Raw genomic sequence first — 20,724 nt, 5'->3', positions numbered from 1 at the left:
GCTAGGCCAGCGATTCCTCGGGCGGTTCGATATCCAGAATATCGACCTCGACGGTCCGTCCCGACCGGTCGAACGCGCCGAAGCTCTCGGTGTCCCACGGCGGGATGGCGACGAAGATGACCTCGTGGAGGTCATCGAGCTTGCTGACGCCCATGTAGCCGTCGGGATGGGAGACAAAGCGGCCATGGGTCTGCCCGGCCGGAGTCCCCAGGTCCATCCCGAAGACTGCGTTGACAGAACTGCCAGCCGACGGGAGATAGAAGTCCGTAAACACCGGTGTCTCGGGGTCGAGGTCGGCCTCGGGCAGCTCTCCGGCTTCGGTGATGGCCAGCGAGATAGTCACGTCGTCCGGCTCAGCCTCCCTGGCCATCCGCAGCAACGTTTCGACGAGACCGCGTGTAACGTACACCACACCCGAATTTCGGGCGGTGGTCGTATAATCCCGTCGCCGCCTGGCCCGAGCAGCAAAAGCCCGTGGCCGCCTACCCCAGCACGAACGACTTCAGATTCTTGACGTACAGCCCCGGCGTTCGGCCGCGAGACCCCCGGACTGCGTCCGCGAGCGCACCGCTTGCGTCGTCCATGATACCGTGTCCGTGACCGACGAGTAGCCGTTCGGGGGTCAGGCGGTTCAGTTTCGTCGGCGGCGTCAGCCGCAGCATGGGGTGGACGCCGAGCCGTTCGCTACCGGCCAGGAAGTAATCGGCCGTCCCGACGGCCTCCGGGACCACCAATGTATCGTCCTCGTCGCCGTACAGCGCTGCCTCCTGCCAGACGGCGTTGCTCGTCAGCTCGTGGACGCCGTAGTCGGTGTCCGGAATCTGCCGGTGGACCCGCTCGGTGGGCGCGTCGATGTCGTCCTCGACGCCGGCCAGGGCCTCGGGGACGTAGACGGGCACGTCGTGGCGCTTCGCGATGGCCGCCGAGTCCCGTTTGTGGCGGTTCAGGAGGACGATGACGCCAGCGACGTCGCCAAAGTCCGCGAAGAGCTCGTCGATACCCTCGGCGTCGACGGGGTCGACGACGATAGCGCCGGCGTCGGTCCCGAGCACGTGGCTCGCCCGCTGCATCGTCTCGTCGGGATAGGCCAGCCAGCTGGCACCCCGCTCCCAGCGGTTCGTCTCCGTCCAGTCCGTCGCCACGCCGTCTCCTTTCATTGGCATGGCCGAGAGTTGGACCTCGGTGTGGATAAATGCTGGAACTAACCGGTGTGGGTCAGCGAGACCACTCGCTGTTGAGCCCACCCCCGCCCTTCAGGAACCACCTGAACACCGTGTAGCAGGCACCGATGAAGACGAGTATCGCGACGGCGAGGCCGATATCCACGTTACCGGAGGCTGTTGTGGGGTGGATAAATATCTACTGGTTGCCACTATTTCGGGGGCTACGCAGTCCCCGGAATCTCTAGAGCGGGTCGTCGATGGTCTGTCGAAGGGCGACCCCGTTGCCACCGACTGCGTACTTCGAGGCCGTCGAGTCGTCACGGACGACGATACCACTGTTCAGGGTGACGTCCGAGGCGTCCTCGTAGGTCTCAGTCCACCCCTCGATTTCCCGCTCGAACACCTCCGCGCTCCCGCCGACGGCGACGCCGCGGTCGGCCGACCGGTCGACGCCGATGCGGCTGTTGCCGCCGAGCTTCGTCAGCGTCCAGACCGCTCCGTTGTATCGGAAGAGCCGGCCGCTGCCGCCGACAACCGTGATGTCGTCTCGGCCGACGGCGGCCACGTCGTACAGCGTCACCCCGGCCCAGCTGATGCCGATGTCTGTCCAGGTCGCGCCGCCGTCGCGGGTCTCGTACACCGTCGAGTTGTCGTCACAGACGTACGCGAGGTCCGCGTCGATGCAGGTGACACCGCGGATGCTCGACCCGTTGCCCGGTTTGACCGCGTCACCGAGGGTCAGCGTCGTGCCGTCGTAGTCGCCAGTAACTACCTCGCCGGAGCCGTTGACGAGATAGACTGTCTCTGACTCTGTGGTGCCGGCCGTGGCGACATCCGTCCACGTCGTGGTGTAGGTCTCCGTGTCCGAGTAGTCCGTGATTTCGTCGGTGGACGGGTCGATGCGGCCGATGACGCCGCTCCCACCGGCGACCCACACCGCGGCCCGGTCGTCGGTGACCCCCGCGCCGTAGAGGGTGTTCCCCCCGCCCTTGACGCCGGTCTTCGTGACGACGACCCAGTCACCGTTCGAGTCAGTTTTGATGATGCGACCGCTCTCTCCGGCGGCGTAGAACGCGCCGGTCGTCTCGACTATCTCGTAGAGAGTCACGTCGACGGGCGTCGCGACCTCGGTCCACGTCCGGTCGGTCAGCCGTTCGACCGAGACCTCGGTGCCACTCCGAACTGTCGTCAGTTTACTCGCGGGACCGGACGTCACCGAGAAGCCGCTCACGTCCCCGCCGTATCGGTAGCGGTCGACCCTATCACCGTCGCCCACTGACCCCTCGACCGTGTAGCCGGTCGTCGTCTGGGTCACGTCGTCGTCGAGTTCGTTCCGGTCGGTCCCGGTCGTGGGACCCGAGACGTCGAACTCGTAGCCGATCGACGGCTTGTCGGCGGACTCGAGGCGGAGGTCGTCAGGGTAGGCGGTGTAGGTTCCACGTTCGAATATCTGCCCGCCGTTGCCGCCGACCGCGTCGGGGTAGCTACCGGTCGTATCGAGTGCGACCCCGCGGAGCGTCTTCGAACTGTCGAAATTCGTGACACTCCAGCCATCCGAGCTCCGAGTGTAGAGGCGGCCGCCGACGCCGACGGCGACCTGGTCGTCGGTCGTGCGGTCGACCCCGCGAACGTCGCTGGACCCTGGCTTGTACTTGCTCCACTCCGTGCCGTCGTACTCGAATATCCGGCCGCCACCTCCGACAGCGGTGACGGTGTCAGTGGCCACGGCATCGATGTCGTACATCGGCTTGTTGGTCCGTCTGATGCCGATGTTCGTCCACGTCGACCCGCCGTCGACCGTCTCGTACACCGTCCCGGTCGAGTCACAGCAGTAGCCGGTGGTCTCGTCCACGAGAGACCCCCCGTATATCGTGTTCCCACCGTTGAACACGGCGGCGGACTCCCACTCCATCCCCGGCCCGTCGCGCTCTCCCACGAGGACCTCGCCACCGTCGCCGAACAGATACACCTTGTCGCGCCCAGCCACGCCCGCGACAGCAACGTCACGCCAGGTTGGCGAGAGCCCGTTTGGGTTCGAGTAGTCCGTGAACTGCTCGTCGACCGCGTCGTAGTAGCCCACGCGACCGCTCTCGCCGGCGAGCCAGACGTTCCGACCGTCGTCCGTCGAGTCGGTCCCGTAGAACGTCTTGTCCCCCGCGCGCAGTCCCGCGTCGAGCACCTGTTCGTAGTCGGTGTCGTCGGCCGCTGTGGCCGCCCGGCGTGCGAGCACGTCCCCGTTCGCAGCGACCAGATATGGCCCCTCACGTGACTGGGTCACGTCGTAGATGGCTTTCTGAATCGGTGACCCCGTCCCGGTGAAACCGGTCGTCGAACCCAGTACCACCCCGGAACCGAGTGTCGTCCAGAGTGAAGCGGTGCCGATCGCGGTCAGTGTTTCGCGTCGTGTGTTTTTCATCACAGCAATAATTACTATATATATATTTACATAAAAACCAGTGCCCTAACAGAGTTAATACTGCTTGTTGAACTACCAAATATATTTCGGGCCTCAGAGACGAGCTCGCTGGAATAGGGCCCCACGGGACACATAATTTTCACCCTCCCCGACCAAGCGCAGCTATGCGCAGCACTCCCGAGTGGTTCACACTGGAGGCGAAAGATATCGACCGCATGACAGTCTTCTACGACGCCTTCCTCGAACTCGACGTGGTCGATGAAGCCGAGCGAGAGACGGTCCTCGCGGCCGGTGACACCGAACTCCGCCTCCGCGCGCCCGGCTCCGTCCCGCGTGGTGGCCTCCACACCCACTACGCGCTGACCGTCCCGGAACGCGAGTACGACGACTGGTACGACCGACTCGACGAGCGGTTCGACCTCGTCGAGCACAGCTTCGGCGACGCTCGGTCGCTGTACTTCTACGACCCCGAGGGCAACTGCGTGGAGCTCGGTGAGAGTGACGTCGATGGCGACGGCGTCACCGGCCTCTTCGAGCTGGTACTGGAAGTCGAACAGCTGGACGCGGCCGTCGACTTCTACGAACGGCTCGGTTTCGAAATCGTCGACGATGGCCGCGAGGAGGGCCGTGTCCGCCTCACCACCGGCGAGTTCGACCTCGAACTGTGGTCGCCCCGGCTGGGCATCGCCGACGCCCGCGGCGGCGTCCACGTCGACTTCGGCGTCGGCGCCGACGACCCCGGGGCCGTCGCTCGCGAGGTAGCCGACGACGCGCTGTCGGTCACGTCGGTCGAAGAAGGCGTGCGAATCCGGGACCCCGACGGGCACTACGTGACGCTGGTCGCGTGAGGTAGTCAGGTGTCGAGGCGGCTCTTGTCGATTCGCACGCCCGCCGGCGTCACGACGAGAAAGCCCCGGAAGTGCATCAGGTCGCCGCCGGCGTCTTTCACCGGTCGGGCAAAGCCCGACGCGAGTTCGTTCAGGTCGCCGTCGACGTTCAACACGAGCACCTGGTCGTCCTCGATGGCGTCGACCCACTCCGCGTCGTCGGTCGTCCCGTCGAGTACGCCCAGGACGACGCTGTGGCTCCCGCCGGTCTCCTCGTCGGCCGCCATCTGGTCCTCGACGGCTTGCAGGTCCAGCCCCTCGAAATCACTCATGGTGGAGTGGCATGCGTGCGAGGAGCAAAAATCTGCTCCCCGCGTCTGACGCCTGTCGTGCGTGGAACTGTCGCGACCTAGAGTTTCCCCTGTAGATAGATCGTCCCCTCGGTCTTCGTGTCGACGGCGTCCTCGTGAACTGTGTACTCTTCGCCAGCGGCACCCTCCCATCCGAGGTCCGAGAGGAGCGACTCGTCGAGTTCGGGGTCGGGTTCGACGGATACCGTCTCGCTTCCAACCTCGGTCACGTGGCCGAGCGTCGTCTCGCCCGCATCGACTACTGACTTGCCCTCGTCGTCGTCGGTGAACGTAACTGTCATCACGACAACCAATGGGGCGCCTGGAATAATACCTGCTGCCTGCAACGACAGGGGCAGTGGAACGACAGACCTCCCACTCGCCCGAACGCCGTTCTCAGAACAGTACCGACACATCGAGGCGACGCTGGGCCCCTCCCGATGGACAACTATAAGTATCGGAAGTGACCACTACCATCTGCTTATGTCCAACAATGAGGGCACGTCGGGATCCCCGGCGGATCGAGTTCTTCCAGGGCACACTGGATTCCACGTCTGAGATAACAGACGCACGCATATTCGACACCACACTGCGCGACGGTGAGCAGTCGCCACGCACGTCGTTCAACTACGAGGACAAACGCGAGATAGCGGCGATACTCGACGAGATGGGTACCCACGTCATCGAGGCCGGGTTCCCCGTCAACTCCGACGCGGAGTTCGAGGCCGTCCGCGACATCGCCGAGTCCACCCACGTAACGACCTGCGGGCTGGCGCGTGTGGTCGAGAAGGACATCGAGGCAGCTCTGGATTCGGGTGTGGACATGGTCCACACCTTCGTCTCGACGTCCGACGTACAGTTACAAGACTCCATGCACGCGACCCGTCAGGAGGCGCTGGACTCGGCCGTCGAGTCCGTCGAGCGCATCGTCGAGGCGGGTGCCGAGTGCATGTTCTCGCCGATGGACGCCACCCGAACCTCCGAGGACTTCCTCATCGAAGTCATCGAAGCGACGTCAGACGCGGGAGCCGACTGGATAAACATCCCCGACACCTGTGGGGTCGCGACGCCGCGACGGTTCTACGACCTCATCGAGATCGTCGACGCGCACACGGACGCGCGTATCGACGTCCACACCCACGACGACTTCGGCTTCGCCTCTGCGAACGCCATCTCCGGGTTCGAGGCGGGCGCGAGCCAGTCGCAGGTGTCGGTCAACGGCATCGGCGAGCGAGCTGGCAACGCGGCCTACGAAGAGGTCGTGATGGCGCTGGAATCGCTCTACGACGTGAACACGGGCATCGATACGACCCGTATCACGGAGCTGTCCCGTTTAATCGAGGAGAAGTCGGACATTCCGGTGCCGGCGAACAAGCCCATCGTCGGGCGCAACGCCTTCTCCCACGAGAGCGGTATCCACGCCGCGGGCGTCATCGAGAACTCCGACACGTTCGAGCCCGGAGTCATGACCCCCGAGATGGTCGGTGCCGAGCGCGAGCTCGTGCTGGGCAAACACACCGGCGCTCACTCGGTGCGCGAGCGGCTGGTCGATGCGGGCTACGCCCCGACGGACGCCGAAGTCCGCGAGGTGACCCGCCGCGTCAAGGAGTTCGGCGCGGAGAAACAGCAGGTCACCATGAGCGAACTCGAACGGTTCGCCCAGGAGGTCGGCGTCGACGAGGAGAGCGAGGAGGTCCGGGCGTAGGCCGATGACCTCGGTCTCGGTCGCTGCGGCCTGCCGACAGCAGCGCTCAGTCCACCCTGTGACCCGGGTTCGTTGCGGTCTATCACAGAACGTTTATTACCCATCGCCGACAGTCTCACGATACGATGACAGCGCACGCTGGTGCTTCGGGTCGCCCGACTGCCAGTGGTGCGCTTCTTCTTCACGGCGTAGGTATTGTAGGGGCCTTCTAGCCCCGTACTACCCACTCCCGGCCCAGTCCGTATCGACCATCCACCACCCACCAGAGACCCCAGCTATGCACACAGCAACCACACGACGACCGTATCGACAGCACACCACCGGAGGACGATTATGAGCGAACACGCCAAAGTCCCGGCCGACGAGGAGGCGAGCGAGGAGGAGAGCGACGAGAGCGAGCAGGCGCCCGTCACTACCGGCGCCCAGTCCGTCGTCCGGGCCCTGGAGAACGCCGGTGCGGAGTACATCTTCGGCGTCCAGGGCGGGGCCATCATGCCCGTCTACGACGCGCTGTACGACTCCGACCTCAACCACGTGACGATGGCCCACGAGCAGGGGGCGTCCCACGCCGCGGACGCCTACGGCATCGTCACCGGCAAACCCGGAGTCTGTTTCGCGACATCCGGCCCCGGCGCGACGAACCTCGTCACCGGTATCGCCGACGCCAACATGGACTCGGACCCGATGATCGCTCTGACCGGCCAGGTCCCCACGGAGTTCGTCGGCAACGACGCCTTCCAGGAGACCGACACGGTGGGTATCACCCAGCCGGTCACCAAGGAGTCCTACTTCGCGGCCGATTCGGACACAGTCGGCGACAACGTCGGCGAGGCCTTCGCGCTGGCCGACGCCGGGCGACAGGGCCCGACGCTGGTCGACCTGCCCAAGGATATCACGCAGGGCGAGACCGACGTCGAACCCAGCGAGCCGACGACCCCGGACACCTACGAGGTCCAGGAAGAGGCCGACGACGCGGCCGTGCAGGAAGCAGCCGAAGCACTGGCGGCCGCGGACCGGCCGGTCATCCTCTCCGGTGGCGGCGTCATCAAGGCCGACGCCTCCTCGGCGCTCCGTGAGTTCGCCATGGAGTACGAGATTCCGGTCATCACGACGATGCCCGGCATCGGGTCGTTCCCGGAGGACCACGAACTCTCCCTGGAGTGGGCCGGGATGCACGGGACCGGCTACGCCAACATGGCCATCTCGAACACGGACTGCCTGCTGGCCATCGGCACGCGCTTTGACGACCGCCTGACCGGCGGCGTCGATTCCTTCGCTCCCGACGCCGAGGTCATCCACGTCGACATCGACCCCGCCGAGATTTCCAAGAACATCTACGCGGACTACCCGCTCATCGGTGACGCCCGGAAAGTCCTGCGCCAGCTCTTCGACGCCATGCCACGGGTCCCCGACGTGGACGAGTGGCGCGAACAGTGCCAGACCTGGAAAGACGAGTACCCGATGACCTACGACACGCCCGACGACGAGCCGCTGAAACCGCAGTACGTCGTCGAAAAGTTCTCCGATATGACGCCCGATGACACCATCGTCTGTACCGGCGTCGGGCAACACCAGATGTGGGCCTCCCAGTTCTGGGAGTACACCGAGCCCCGCACCTGGGTCTCCTCACACGGCCTGGGGACGATGGGCTACGGCGTCCCCGCGGCCATCGGCGCGAAGCTGGCCGCCCCGGACCAGGAGGTCGTCTGTTTCGACGGCGACGGCTCGTTCCTGATGACGGTCCAGGGCCTGTCGGTCGCCGTTCGCGAACAGCTGGACATCACCTACGTCGTCCTGAACAACGAGGCGGTCGGGATGGTCCGCCAGTGGCAGGACGGCTTCTACGAGGGCCGCCGGATGGCCTCGGAGTACCCGTGGATTCCGCAGTTCGACAAGCTCGCCGAGGCCTTCGGCGCTCGCGGGTTCCGACTGGAGGCACAGGAAGACGTCGAAGAGACCATCGAAGCGGCACGCGAGTACGACGGCCCGAGCGTCATCGACGCCCACATCGACCCCGGGGAGAACGTCTTCCCGATGGTGCCAAGCGGCGGTGACAACGGGCGGTTCGCGCTGCAGGAAGACCACCTGGAGGAACTCTAATGACTGGTGGAATGCCCGGCCCCTCGCCACACGACCGGATGCACCCGAAGGGTCGACGGAACAAGCAAGGAATCCGAATCGACCCCGAGGCGGAAGTGACCCACGAACCCCGACAGGCGGTCCTGTCGGCGCTGGTCAAACACAAGCCCGGCGTGCTATCGGAGGTCTCGGCGCTCTTCTCGCGCCGGCAGTTCAACATCGAAAGTCTCACCGTCGGCCCGACGGTCGATGACGATACGGCCCGGATGACCATCCTCATCGAGGAGCCCGAGCCCGGCATCGACCAGGCCAAAAAGCAGCTCCGCAAACTGGTCCCCGTCATCGAGGTGACGGAACTGGACCCGACAGCGGTCCGCCGGGAGCTCGCCTTGATCAAGGTCGGTGGGGAGAAACCGGACGACGTCAACGCCGTGGCGGAGATGTACGACGGGCAGGCCGTCGACGCGTCCACGGATTCGGTGACGGTCGAGATCACGGGCAGCAAGCAGAAAATCGACGCTGCCGTCGAGGCGTTCAAACAGTTCGACGTGCAGGAGGTCGTGCGGACGGGGGCCGCCGCGCTGGAACGAGGCCCCAAGACACTGGAGAAACATGACTGACGAACTCACGACAGAGGTCTACTACGACGACGACGCCGACGTATCGCACGTAACTGACGAGACAGTAGCCGTACTCGGATACGGCTCGCAGGGCCACGCCCACGCGCTGAACCTCCACGACTCCGGTGTCGACGTCGTCGTCGGCCTCCGCAAGGGGTCGTCCTCGCGCGAGGACGCGAAGGCCTCGGGCCTCACCGTGAAGACGCCCGACGTTGCGGCCGCCGAGGCCGACCGCGTCGTCATGCTGGTCCCCGACACCGTCCAGCCGGCAGTGTACGAGGCTATCCAGGACGGCCTGGAACCGGGCGACACGCTGCAGTTCGCCCACGGGCTGAACATCCACTACGGCCAGATAGAGCCCCAGGAGGGCGTCGACGTGACCATGGTCGCGCCCAAATCCCCCGGCCACCTCGTCCGGCGGACCTACGACCGCGGCGAAGGGACCCCCGGACTCATCGCCGTCTACCAGGACGCCACCGGCGACGCGAAGGAGGGTGCGCTCTCCTACGCGAAGGCCATCGGCTGCACGCGAGCGGGCGTCATCGAGACGACGTTCAAGGAAGAGGTCGAGACGGACCTCTTCGGCGAACAGGCCGTCCTCTGTGGCGGCGTCACCGAGATGGTGAAGGTCGGCTTCGAGACGCTCGTCGACGCGGGCTACTCCCCGGAGATGGCATACTTCGAGTGTCTGAACGAGCTCAAGCTCATCGTCGACCTGATGTACGAGGGCGGCCACATGGAGATGTGGAACTCGGTCTCGGACACCGCCGAGTACGGCGGGCTCACCCGCGGTGAGGAGGTCATCAACCGCGAGGGGATGGAGAAGATTCTCGAAGAGATTCAGAACGGCGAGTTCACCCGCGAGTGGATTCTCGAGAACCAGGCCGGCCGACCGAGCTACAAGCAGTACCGGGAAGCCGAACAGGAACACGAAATCGAACAGGTCGGCGCCGGCCTGCGCGAGCTGTTCTCCTGGGGGGAACAGCAGGAAGAGACGGAAGCCCCAGCGGACGATTAACATGACAGAGCAGATGAAAGACGTGGACCACACGCATCCACACACGGACAGCGCGTTCGGCAGTGCCTTCACACGCGGGTCGGCAGTGGCCGCCGACGGGGGTGAGCCGTCCGACGGACGGCGAGCCTCGTCGGAGCCGCGCTCCGACGGAGGCAAAGAGGCCGACGAGACGACCCAGACGATGGCGGACGTCGACCACGAGTCGGCGGCCGACGGCGTCGACCGCGCCTACGAGCGTGGCACTGAAGGACGTGATGAGACCGTATGAGTGAAAACACGCTGTACGACAAGGTATGGGACCAGCACAAGGTAACGACCCTGCCCAACGGGCAGGACCAGCTGTTCGTCGGGCTCCACCTCATCCACGAGGTCACCAGTCCGCAGGCGTTCGGGATGCTTCAGGAGCGCGGCCTGGAGGTCGCCCGCCCTGACCTGACTCACGCGACGGTCGACCACATCGTCCCGACGGCGAACCAGGACCGGCCCTACTCCGACGACGCGGCCGAGCGGATGATGGCCGAACTGGAAGAGAACGTCCGCGACGCGGGCATCCAGTTCTCCGACCCCACGACGGGCGACCAGGGTATCGTCCACGTCATCGGGCCGGAGCAGGGCATCACCCAGCCCGGCAAGACCATCGTCTGTGGCGACAGCCACACTTCCACCCACGGCGCCTTCGGCGCGCTCGCGTTCGGTATCGGGACCAGCCAGATTCGCGACGTGCTGGCCACCCAGACCATCGCGATGGAGAAACAGAAGGTCCGCAAAATCGAGGTCACCGGCGAACTCGACGAGGGCGTCGAAGCGAAGGACATCATCCTCGAGATTATCCGCCGTCTGGGCACCGAGGGCGGCGTCGGCTACGTCTACGAGTACGCCGGCGAGACCATCGAGAACCTCGACATGGAAGGGCGGATGTCCATCTGTAATATGTCCATCGAGGGCGGCGCTCGCGCGGGCTATGTCAACCCCGACGAGACCACCTACGAGTGGCTCGAACAGACGGACTACTTCCAGGAACACCCCGAGAAGTTCGAGCAGCTCAAGCCCTACTGGGAGTCCATCCGCAGCGACGCGGACGCCGAGTACGACGACGTCGTCGAAATCGACGCCAGCGAGCTGGACCCGGTCGTCACCTGGGGGACCACCCCCGGCCAGGGTATCGGCATCGACGACCCGATTCCGGCACCCGAGGACCTGGCTGACGACAAGGTGGACACGGCCCGGCGCGCACAGAAGCACATGCGCGTCGAGCCCGGCCAGTCCATGGAAGGGTACGACATCGACGTCGCCTTCCTGGGTTCCTGTACCAACGCCCGCCTGCCCGACCTGCGCCGTGCCGCTCGCATCGTGAAGGGCCGCCAGGTCGACGATTCCGTGCGTGCCTTCGTCGTCCCCGGCAGCCAGCGCGTCCAGCGCGCTGCCGAGGAAGAGGGTCTCAAAGACATCTTCGAGGAAGCCGGCTTCGAGTGGCGCAATGCCGGCTGTTCGATGTGTCTGGGGATGAACGAGGACCAACTGGAAGGCGACGAGGCCTGTGCCAGCTCCTCGAACCGGAACTTCGTCGGTCGCCAGGGGAGCAAGGACGGCCGCACCGTCCTGATGAACCCGCGGATGGTCGCCGCCGCCGCCATCAACGGGAAAGTCTCCGACGTGCGCGACATCAAGGAGGTGACCTTGGCGTGACTGACGCGACCGAAGAGATTCCGGAGGTCGACTACGTCGAGGGCACCGGTGTCCCCATCCGCGGGAACGACATCGACACCGACCAGATAATCCCGGCGCGGTTCATGAAGGTCGTCACCTTCGACGGGCTGGGCGAGTTCGCCTTCTTCGACCTGCGCTTCGACGACGACGACAACGAGAAAGACCACCCCCTCAACGAGGCGCGGTTCCAGGACGCCAACGTCATGGTCGTCAACAACAACTTCGGCTGTGGCTCCTCCCGCGAGCACGCCCCGCAGGCGCTGATGCGCTGGGGTATCGACGCCATCATCGGCGAGGGCTTCGCCGAGATTTTCGCAGGCAACTGCCTCGCGCTCGGCATTCCGACGCTGACGGCCGACCACGAGACCATCAACGAACTCCAGCAGTGGGTCGACGACCACCCCGACGGCGATATCGAGGTCGACGTCGCCGCCGAGACGGTCCGCTTTGGCGGCAAGGAAATCAGTGTCTCCGTCGACGACGCCCAGCGAAAGGCCCTCGTCGAGGGCATCTGGGACACGACGGCCCTGATGAAGGCCAACCGGAACGCCATCGAGGAGACGGCCTCGAACCTCCCGTATCTGGACCAGACGCGGTCGGACGTCGAAGCAGACGATTAGCTACGAGGCGTTTTATCGCCGAGCAGTAAGCGTCTGGTTCGCAGAGGCAGCTGAGTAGGACCGAGAACCGCTTTGCGTGTTCGAGGCTAGTCAGGTGCCTCGCAGAAGCGGATGATTAGCCGCGAGGTCGCCACGCGACCTCGAACTGCGCGAACGGCGTAGCCGTGAGCGCAAGCGGACCGCTTCGCGTGTCCGCAGCGTAAGCATCCGTTTCGCGGAGGCCGACGATTAGCCGCGAGGTCTTTTCGTGACCGAGCCGTAGCCGGCTGCTTCGCAAAGCAGACGATAACCGATACCCGCTCGCTCGCGCTTTCTGGCCGTCAAGCCACTGTATCAGGCCACGTAGCTTGCGGACGGCGCCGGTGGTCTGGAGGCCGTCAGTATCGGGTTATCATCGGATAAGCGGATGCTTACTATCAGACCCGACTCGGGAGGGTCGGTATGGCCACAATCGATTCCGGCGAGCGCTCGGCGCTCGCGGGGTTTCGTGTGACAGGGCAGACGCTCCTGATGGTCGGGTTCACACTGGTCCAGACGCTCGCGCTGGGGCTCTGGCTGACCCTCGTCGCGGACGCACCGCTCATCTCCGCCGCCTCCGCCGTCGGGCTGGGCGTTCTCACCCTCGGGCTGGTCCTCGAACACGTCCTCACGGACGCGACTATCAACGGCGTCTCGGTCTCGGCGCTCCCCGGCAAGCAGACCTTCGCCGTGAGCGGTTCCGAGGCGCTGCTGTGGGTGCTGTGGCTCGGCGTCGCCCAGCGACTGGGCGGGGTCGACGGTATCCTCGTCGCGGGGGCGCTACTGGCGGTGTTGCTGATGCCCCAGCACACCGTCGAGGACAACGTCTTGCGCGGCGTCGCACCCTTCGAAACGGTCATGGACCTCGGGACTGCCGGGTTCAGCGTCGTCGAGGCGGTCGGGGCGACGGTGTGGCTCCTGCTCGTCTTCGAGGGCCAGCAGTTCAGCGGTCTGCTCGCGGCGCTGGGGCTGGCGGGCGTCGATTCTTCGGCGGTCGGCCTGGCGGCGCTAGCGGTGGTTCTCCTCGTCGAGCACGATATCGGCGTCGCTCTGGCCAGAGAGGGGTAGCGACTATAGCGGGCTCTCCAGACCGCATGGTGGTGGGCAGCGACACTCACAGAGGGGGTGTTCGTCGACAGCGGCCGCGTCGCTACTGTCGAGACCGCACCAGAAATATATTTCAGACATCATTTTCGGGTACAAGGTATTTCATACCGGGGCTCATTGACCTCAGCTATGCGAACGAGACGGAACCTGTTGCGAACGGTTGGGGGAGTCGGCGTCGTGGGCCTTGCTGGCTGTAGCGAGGGTGACTCGAGCGGCGACTCGTCACCGGCCGACGAGGCGACGGCAACTGACGGCTCGACACCGACCGGAACTGACGACGGCGAAAACGGCGGAGACGGTGGCATGGAGACGCCAGGGACGTGGCGGTCGCTCGATGGCGACGCGGGCCACACCAGTGCGAACCCCGAAGCGGCGGGACCGACAGACAGTCCGTCGCTCGAAACAGTGTACGATCAGCCGTCCGTCGAGGACATCCTGACCACGCCACTCGTCGATGGCGACATGCTGGTGTATCTCGACGGGTCCCAGATACGGGCAGTCTCACTGAGCGGTGACCAGCAGTGGGCCTATGGCTGGGGCGGTTCACAGTCCCCACTGCCGACACCGGCGCTCCGGGACGGAACGGTGTACTTTCCCACGTCGGACTCGCTCGTCGCGATCGCGGAGGGATCCAGCCCCTGGTCGACGGACCTCCCGGGGAGGCCGATGTCGAGTCCGATAGTGACCGGAGACAGCGTCTATCTCCTGACCGAGGACGAGGAAGACGTCATCGTCGCCTACGACCACGACGGGAACAAGCGGTTCGAGAAATCCTGGGGCGAGCCGCAGTTCCGACCGTCGGTCGGCGGGTCGACGCTCTATCACTACCGGGAGCGGGAGTACGACGAGAATCAACTGGTCGCACGGAGCACGTCCGACGGCGGCTTCCGCTGGACGCAGTCCGACTTCGACAGCAGCACGGTTCCCGTCGCCACCGACGGAACCGTCTACTGCGTCAAACCGGACCGCAACGGCGCCGTCATCGTCGCGCTGGCGGAGAGCGATGGCTCTGCCGAGTGGACCTCCGACATCCTCACCGACCCAGTAGTCGGTTCACCTGCGGTCGGCAGCGAGGCGGTATACGTCGCGACCACTGAGGGAGTCAGAGCGTTCCAGCGGGACGACGGGTCCGCGGCCTGGGACGAGCCCTACACGGTTGGCGACTCCGTTACCGGCCAACCTCGTGTCGGCGGGCGCTCGGTCTACGTGGCATCGGGAGACACAGCTGTCGCCCTCGACCGGGAGACCGGTGACGAGCGATGGTCGAAACGCTTCGGAACCGACGGCGATCCCGGTGTCCTCGGCATCGCGCCAGTCGGTGACCGCGTCTACGCGACTCTCGAGCGCAAGGTCGTCGCGCTCGCGTGAGGCCGGACCGTAGCTTGCCGGCCTGGCGCTCGCGTGAGGCCGGACCGTAGCTTGCCGGCCTGGCGCTCGCGTAAGGCCGGACCGTAGCTTGCCGGCCTGGCGCTCGCGTGAGGCCGGACCGTAGCTAAGAAGGATAGACCGTCGCGTACCGGTCTGGCGCTAGCGGTAGCGGCGCCGAACCGAACCATTTTCACCGGACGCCCGCATCTCCGGGGACATGACACACGAGATTGCGGTCATCCCCGGTGACGGTATCGGGCAGGAGGTCACGCCCGCGGCCGTCGACGTACTGGAAGCCATAGAGACAGTCGACTTCGACTTCGTCGAGGCCGACGCAGGCGATGCCGTCAAAGCCGAGACCGGCGAGGCGCTGCCACAGGAGACCCGCGATATCGCCGCCGACGCCGACGCGACGCTCTTTGGCGCGGCCGGCGAGACGGCCGCCGACGTCATCCTCCCGCTACGAGAGGTCGTCGGCTCCTTCGCCAACGTCCGGCCCGCCCGCTCCTATCCGGGCCTGGACGCCGTCCAGCCCGACACGGACATCGTCTTCATCCGCGAGAATACGGAGGGCGTCTACGCGGGCATCGAGAGCGAGATAACCGACGGGGTTCGGACGCTGACCCGCGTCATCACCGAGGACGCCTCGGAGAAAATCGCCGAGTTCGGCTTCGACTACGCGAAACAGAACGACTACGACGACGTGACCATCGCGCACAAGGCCAACGTCATGCGCGAGACGGACGGACTGTTCCTCGATGCCGCGAGCGCCGTCGGTGACAGCCGCGGTGCCGACTACGACACCGCGCTGATGGACGCGCTGGCGATGCATCTGGTCATGACGCCCGAGGAGTACGACGTCATCATCTGTCCGAACCTCGCCGGTGACGTGCTCTCGGACCTGGCGGCCGGGCTGGTCGGCGGACTGGGTCTGCTTCCGTCGGCGAACGTCGGCGAGGAGAACGCCCTGTTCGAGCCGGTCCACGGCTCCGCGCCCGATATCGCCGGCGAGGGTATCGCGAACCCCTCGGCGATGGTTCTCTCGGCCGCAATGTTGCTCGACCACCTGGGCTACGACGAGGAAGGCGACCGCGTGCGGGCCGCCGTCGAGTCGGTGCTGGAATCCGGTCCGAAGACGCCGGACCTGGGCGGCGAGGCCGGCACTGAAGACGTCACGGCCGCTATCGTCGACGAACTGTAGTCGAGTCTGACCATCGCGGCCCTGTTTCGAGCAAAAACGAACAGAATCGGACGGAACTGCTAAGTCTTGGGCGGGCCAACAGCTGACAGATGCTCCCCGCCGAGCGCAAACGCACCATCGTCCAGCTGGTGACCGAACAGGACGGCTGTTCGGTCGCGACGCTGGCCGACGAACTCGAGTTCTCGAAAGCCACTATACGCCGTGACCTCCAGGACCTGGAGTCAGAGGGCCGAATCGAGCGGTCCCACGGCGGCGCCGTGCCCGTCTCGTCGGCGGGGCGAGAGCGGTCATACGACCAGCGCGAGGTCGACCGGCTGGAGGAAAAACAGGCCATCGCGGCCCGCGCGAGCGAGGAGATACGCGACGGCCACGTGGTCTGTTTCGACGCCGGGACAACCACGACGGAGGTCGCACGAGTCGCACCCGACAGCGGCTACGTCGGCGTGACGAACATGCCCGAACTGGGCCTGGAACTGGCCGACAGGGACGTCGACGTGAAGCTGACTGGCGGGACCGTCCGCCCGCGCAGCCACGCCTGCGTGGGGCCCGCCGCCGAGTCGTTCCTCGACCAGCGAAACTTCGATATCCTCTTTCTGGGGGCCAACGGGGTGACTGCCGACACGGGGCTGTCGACCCCCGACGAGGACGAGGCGGCAGTCAAACGAGCGATGGTGGCAAACGCCCGGCGCGTGGTGCTGGTGGCCGACAGCTCGAAGTTCGGCGAGCGGAGCTTCGTCACCGTCGCCGACCCAGACGAGATAGACCTGTTCGTCACCGACGAGGCGCTCCCGGGCGAACTCGCCGACGCCTTCGCCGAGGCGGACGTCGTCGTCACGGGGGGCGACTGATGCATCTGACCGTGACGTTCAACCCGGCGGTCGACCAGACGCTGCAGTTCGACGAGCCGATGGCTCCCGACCGGGTTATGCGCGCCGAATCATCTCGCTTCGACGCCGCCGGGAAAGGCGTCAACGTGGCGCAGTTCCTGACCGCGCTGGGTACCGACGCCGTGGCCACGGGCGTCCTCGGCGGGTTCACGGGCCAGTTCATCCGCGAGCGGTTGACCGCCGATGGCGTATCGACTGCGTTCGTCGAGGCGGACGGGCCGACCCGGCTGAACACGACCGCCGTCGCCGACGGGTCAGAGTACAAGCTCAACCACGACGGACCGGCTGTCGACGCGGAGACGGTCACGGCGGTGGTCGAGACAGTCCGTGAGCGCGACCCCGATACCGTGGTCGTCAGCGGGAGCCTCCCCCCCGGTGTGACGACCGACGCTGTCGACGCCCTCGCGTCGGCCGGTGGCTGGGATACCGTCGTCGACATGGACGGCGACGCGCTCCGGGCACTCGACGAACGGTACGCGCTCTGTAAACCCAACCGCGAAGAGCTGGCCCGAGCGACCGACGCCGACGTCTCGACCGTCGAGGGCTGCGCGCGGGCCGCGGCAGAGTTCCGAGCGGCGGGGTTCGACCGCGTGCTGGCCTCGCTGGGCGGCGACGGCGTCGTGCTGGCGACGGCGTCGACGGCGCTGCACGCCGACGCCATCGACGTGGACGTGGTGGATACAGTCGGGGCCGGCGACGCGTTGCTCGCCGGGGCACTCGCCGCGTGGGCCGACGGCGCGGACGACGCGACGGCGTTGCAGACCGGCGTCGCCATCGCGACCCGACTGGTCGAACGAGCAGGCACGTCGCCGCCGGCGCTCGACAATCTCGACACACGCCGCGAGGCGGTCTCCGTTCGAGAGCTATCGGTCTGAGGGACCCCCACGGCCGAACAGCCTTTATATTCATCTACCCTTGTGTGGATATCGATGGGAGCGCGTAGCCTCGACGGTGACCGTGGGATGTCCGAGTCAATCGGCATCGGACTGCTCGTCGGGATGACTGTCGTCGTGACGGCAGTGGTCGGGATGAACGTGCTCGTCGTCACTGAGGATAACAGCGGCGGGGTACCCCAGGCGAACTTCACCTACGACTACGCCCAGGACAGCGGGCTCTTGCTCGTCACCCACAGCCGCGGCGACCCGATTCAGGCTGGCCGGCTGGAGTTCGAAGGGCCTCGGGGGGAACCGAAGGCAAACTGGTCCCAGCTGGCGAACACGAATCGGACGGAGATGGTCGAGGAGGGCTCTATCGTCCAGCTCGGTGAGGGGGGCGCCTGGGGGCAGCGCGTCGGCTCCAGTGACACCATCACAATCTACTACAACGGCAGCGGGAACCGGACAGAGCTCGACCGGTGGGACGGCGCCTGAGCGGGCGAACTGTTAGGCAGCCGTATCAGTCCGCCGGAACGACGCTCTCCTCGTCAGCGACTGCGGGGCGACCGTACCAGTGGTCGAAGGACAGAGGCCCGGCGCCGAGCGTGAAGACGGCGGAGACCATTCCGAAGAGCGTGACGTGGGCCAGTACCGGGTCGTCGGGCAGGCCAAACAGCGTCAGCGTAAACAGGATAAACGCGGTGGCGGCCATGCCGCGGGTAAAGAAGCCCGCGATGAGCGCGATACCGACCGCTATCTCGGTGATGCCAGCGCCGACGACCCACAGGCCCGGGTCGACGGGGACGACCGCCGTGAGATTGTACTTCGCGACGACTGCCAGCACACTGGAGGGCTGTGCGAGCTTCTGGACGAGGCCCAGATAGATGAAGGCCGCACCCATGCCGACGCGGAGAATCACTGGGACGTACACACGCAGGGGACGCGTCCGCTCGTCGAGGTAGGCCTTCAGGTGGTGAATCGGGTCGATACGCCCGTATATACTTCCGTCGGTACTCGCGACCTCGAGCAGCATATCGTCGGCACTGGGCCGCCCGCCGCCGAGGACGAACAGCGCGAGAAAGAGCGGGACGTACTCGATAGCGAGAAAGACGCTCGGCTCGGTCGCCAGCGCCCAGGCGTAGGTCACCAGACCGAGCGACGCCACGATACGGGTCGCGAGCCCGAACAGCGTGAAAAAGCCCAGCCCGATAAAGAGGATGCGCAGTAACGGGTTCGCACCGACGTTGAACGTCACGGTAGGGGCAAACAGGTACCCCTGGAACCCGGCCCCGATGAGTGGCATCCCGACGGCGAGGCGGAGCATCCACGGGATGAGGTCGCCGTAGCTGGCGAGTTTGTCCCGTAGAACGACGATATCTGTGATGGTCGGCCGCACGTAGAGGTACGCGGCGATACCGACGACCGTCACCAGTCCGCTCCCGAGGAACAGCGCCGCGTTGAACGGGTCAGACAGTACCCCGGTGGTGAACGCCACAGCGTCCCTCGTCTCGGCACCCGGCTCGGTCACGTAATCGACGTGTGCCCGGACCGGTCGGCTGACGAGTGACGCCAGGAAAGTGAGTATAACAGCAATAGCTGGACGAGACGTCATAACAGGCCGTAGGCGGGCCAGCAACCTAATTCTGTTCCTCTTTACCCGATTCGATATCCGACGGCGTCTCGGTCTCGGAGCCGAGGGTGCCCTCCTGCTGGTCGAACGCCGCCGGGCGGTCAGTGTCGTCGCCGATGGTTCCCTCGGCTTGTACCGGTTTCTCGCGGTGGTCGCCCCCGCTGCCGACCGACTCCTCGTGGTCGGTTCTGGCGACCGCGTCCGGCGTCCCGGCGTGTTCGGGGTCGATATCGTCGGTGTAGGCCGCCGTACGGTCGTCAGAACTGGTTCTGGGCGTGGGCTCGCGGTGGTCGCCGCCGGCGTGATACCCCGACTGTGGCGGGTAGCTTGGCCCCGCCGGGCCGCTGGTATCGCTAAGTGGCGCCTCGCCTCCCGTCTCGCCGATGGCGACGCCGCTGGTGACGATAGAGCGCAGCCCCTCCTCGACGGTCATGTCCACGTCGCAGACGCGGCTGACCGGGACGTGGACGACGTGGCCGCCCATCACCGGATTCGGCGCCATCGGCATGAACAGTGTCACCATGTCGTCGTTGCCGGTCGCACGCTCGATTTCGGGCGGCGTACTCGCAGTGACGAAGGCTATCGTGTAGGAGTCGGCCGTCGGGTGTTCGACGAGGACAACCTCCTGAAACGACTGGGTGTCACTGTCGAGTAGCATCTTGCTCATTTCGTCGAAACTGGTGTAGATGGAGCCCACACCGGGGATACGCTCCATCGTTGCGTCGAACATCGTCTCGATGCGGCCCGACCCCGACCATTGCTCCGCGACAAGCCCGACGGCGAAGATGCCGAGCAACAACACGGCCGCCGCGACCAGTTTCGCGAGATAGGTCGGTGTCTCAGCGGTTGCGAGCTGCGAGCCGCTGAGCTGGAAGGCAAACGCGACCACGGGGTCGAGCACGTTCGACAGCGTGTTCACGACGAAGCCGACGACAAGTAGCGTGACAAACAGCGGAATGGTCAGGGCGACACCGGTGAGAAACGTCTGTCGGAAGGTGGTTCTGACCGCTGTCGGCCCGAATCGCTCGCGCCGCGACGAGTCGGCCATGATTTCTCCATTGGTCGGCTGTGACAAAAACGACTCGGCGAACCCTGGGCGGTGGAATTATGGTTGCGCCAGTCGTACCTCTTCC

Annotated in this window: 21 protein-coding genes; 14 read left to right on the top strand and 7 right to left on the bottom strand. The window is 65.7% G+C overall.

Annotation, left to right across the window (positions count from 1 at the left end):
- Position 1 precedes the first annotated feature (1 nt).
- The 3 genes from EGD98_RS06265 to EGD98_RS06255 all read right to left on the bottom strand — a co-directional run bounded on the left by EGD98_RS06265 (position 2) and on the right by EGD98_RS06255 (position 3,579).
- Positions 2 to 412, bottom strand: a complete 411-nt coding sequence (locus tag EGD98_RS06265) for a JAB/MPN domain protein-containing protein (RefSeq protein WP_220587488.1) — start codon at positions 410 to 412, stop codon at positions 2 to 4.
- A gap of 70 nt (positions 413 to 482) precedes the next feature.
- Entirely contained in the window at positions 483 to 1,163 is a 681-nt protein-coding gene (locus tag EGD98_RS06260; RefSeq protein WP_220587487.1) for a hypothetical protein, read from the bottom strand.
- A 241-nt stretch (positions 1,164 to 1,404) separates the two neighbouring features.
- Positions 1,405 to 3,579 (bottom strand): beta propeller repeat protein, encoded by a 2,175-nt coding sequence (locus EGD98_RS06255; RefSeq protein WP_220587486.1) that lies wholly within the window; start codon positions 3,577 to 3,579, stop codon positions 1,405 to 1,407.
- A gap of 164 nt (positions 3,580 to 3,743) precedes the next feature.
- On the opposite strand from EGD98_RS06255, the gene EGD98_RS06250 reads away from it, so the two are divergent.
- Positions 3,744 to 4,427 carry a VOC family protein gene (locus tag EGD98_RS06250; protein ID WP_220587485.1) on the top strand — a complete coding sequence of 228 codons (684 nt, stop codon included), beginning with the start codon at positions 3,744 to 3,746 and terminating at the stop codon, positions 4,425 to 4,427.
- Positions 4,428 to 4,432: 5 nt separating this feature from the next.
- Here the strand turns inward: EGD98_RS06250 and EGD98_RS06245 are convergent, their stop codons facing one another.
- Positions 4,433 to 4,738 (bottom strand): DUF5779 family protein, encoded by a 306-nt coding sequence (locus tag EGD98_RS06245; protein WP_220587484.1) that lies wholly within the window; start codon positions 4,736 to 4,738, stop codon positions 4,433 to 4,435.
- A 77-nt stretch (positions 4,739 to 4,815) separates the two neighbouring features.
- Positions 4,816 to 5,058: a hypothetical protein gene (locus EGD98_RS06240; RefSeq protein WP_220587483.1), complete on the bottom strand. Its 243-nt coding sequence runs from the start codon at positions 5,056 to 5,058 to the stop codon at positions 4,816 to 4,818.
- Positions 5,059 to 5,249: 191 nt separating this feature from the next.
- Here EGD98_RS06240 and EGD98_RS06235 point away from each other — a divergent pair, with 191 nt between their 5' ends.
- From EGD98_RS06235 to EGD98_RS06175, 13 genes are all read left to right on the top strand, one after another.
- Positions 5,250 to 6,461, top strand: a complete 1,212-nt coding sequence (locus tag EGD98_RS06235; protein ID WP_220587482.1) for a LeuA family protein — start codon at positions 5,250 to 5,252, stop codon at positions 6,459 to 6,461.
- 333 nt (positions 6,462 to 6,794) lie between these two features.
- Positions 6,795 to 8,561 carry a biosynthetic-type acetolactate synthase large subunit gene (gene ilvB, locus EGD98_RS06230; protein WP_220587481.1) on the top strand — a complete coding sequence of 589 codons (1,767 nt, stop codon included), beginning with the start codon at positions 6,795 to 6,797 and terminating at the stop codon, positions 8,559 to 8,561.
- A complete protein-coding gene (gene ilvN / locus EGD98_RS06225) occupies positions 8,561 to 9,160 on the top strand; it encodes an acetolactate synthase small subunit (RefSeq protein ID WP_413229572.1) in 600 nt (199 codons plus the stop codon). The genes ilvB and ilvN overlap by 1 nt, the downstream gene beginning before the upstream one ends.
- Positions 9,153 to 10,178, top strand: coding sequence for a ketol-acid reductoisomerase (gene ilvC, locus EGD98_RS06220; protein WP_220587480.1), 1,026 nt, complete (start codon positions 9,153 to 9,155; stop codon positions 10,176 to 10,178). Before ilvN ends, ilvC begins: the two co-directional genes overlap by 8 nt.
- Position 10,179: 1 nt before the next feature.
- Positions 10,180 to 10,446, top strand: coding sequence for a DUF7989 family protein (locus EGD98_RS06215; protein ID WP_220587479.1), 267 nt, complete (start codon positions 10,180 to 10,182; stop codon positions 10,444 to 10,446).
- Complete coding sequence (gene leuC / locus EGD98_RS06210) at positions 10,443 to 11,864, top strand: 3-isopropylmalate dehydratase large subunit (protein WP_220587478.1); 1,422 nt, start codon at positions 10,443 to 10,445, stop codon at positions 11,862 to 11,864. The genes EGD98_RS06215 and leuC overlap by 4 nt, the downstream gene beginning before the upstream one ends.
- Positions 11,861 to 12,505, top strand: a complete 645-nt coding sequence (gene leuD / locus EGD98_RS06205; RefSeq protein WP_220587477.1) for a 3-isopropylmalate dehydratase small subunit — start codon at positions 11,861 to 11,863, stop codon at positions 12,503 to 12,505. Before leuC ends, leuD begins: the two co-directional genes overlap by 4 nt.
- A gap of 441 nt (positions 12,506 to 12,946) precedes the next feature.
- Positions 12,947 to 13,591: a hypothetical protein gene (locus EGD98_RS06200; RefSeq protein WP_220587476.1), complete on the top strand. Its 645-nt coding sequence runs from the start codon at positions 12,947 to 12,949 to the stop codon at positions 13,589 to 13,591.
- Positions 13,592 to 13,759: 168 nt separating this feature from the next.
- On the top strand, positions 13,760 to 14,998 hold the full coding sequence (locus EGD98_RS06195) for an outer membrane protein assembly factor BamB family protein (RefSeq protein ID WP_220587475.1): 1,239 nt from the start codon (positions 13,760 to 13,762) through the stop codon (positions 14,996 to 14,998).
- A gap of 217 nt (positions 14,999 to 15,215) precedes the next feature.
- Complete coding sequence (locus tag EGD98_RS06190) at positions 15,216 to 16,199, top strand: isocitrate/isopropylmalate dehydrogenase family protein (protein WP_220587474.1); 984 nt, start codon at positions 15,216 to 15,218, stop codon at positions 16,197 to 16,199.
- An 89-nt stretch (positions 16,200 to 16,288) separates the two neighbouring features.
- Positions 16,289 to 17,047, top strand: a complete 759-nt coding sequence (gene glpR / locus EGD98_RS06185; protein ID WP_220587473.1) for an HTH-type transcriptional regulator GlpR — start codon at positions 16,289 to 16,291, stop codon at positions 17,045 to 17,047.
- Positions 17,047 to 17,961 (top strand): 1-phosphofructokinase, encoded by a 915-nt coding sequence (gene pfkB, locus EGD98_RS06180; protein ID WP_220587472.1) that lies wholly within the window; start codon positions 17,047 to 17,049, stop codon positions 17,959 to 17,961. The genes glpR and pfkB overlap by 1 nt, the downstream gene beginning before the upstream one ends.
- A gap of 54 nt (positions 17,962 to 18,015) precedes the next feature.
- A complete protein-coding gene (locus EGD98_RS06175; protein ID WP_236039233.1) occupies positions 18,016 to 18,456 on the top strand; it encodes a type IV pilin N-terminal domain-containing protein in 441 nt (146 codons plus the stop codon).
- A gap of 25 nt (positions 18,457 to 18,481) precedes the next feature.
- Here EGD98_RS06175 and EGD98_RS06170 read toward each other — a convergent pair whose 3' ends face one another.
- Both EGD98_RS06170 and EGD98_RS06165 read right to left on the bottom strand, forming a co-directional pair.
- A complete protein-coding gene (locus tag EGD98_RS06170; protein ID WP_220587471.1) occupies positions 18,482 to 19,573 on the bottom strand; it encodes a DoxX family protein in 1,092 nt (363 codons plus the stop codon).
- A 25-nt stretch (positions 19,574 to 19,598) separates the two neighbouring features.
- Complete coding sequence (locus tag EGD98_RS06165; RefSeq protein WP_220587470.1) at positions 19,599 to 20,639, bottom strand: DUF502 domain-containing protein; 1,041 nt, start codon at positions 20,637 to 20,639, stop codon at positions 19,599 to 19,601.
- Between the last annotated feature and the right edge of the window lie 85 nt (positions 20,640 to 20,724).

Source organism: Haloarcula salinisoli (assembly GCF_019599405.1).
Classification (GTDB): Archaea; Halobacteriota; Halobacteria; order Halobacteriales; family Haloarculaceae; genus Haloarcula; species Haloarcula salinisoli.
Note: the sequence above shows the minus strand (reverse complement) of the source record. Positions and strands in the feature narration are given on the sequence as shown.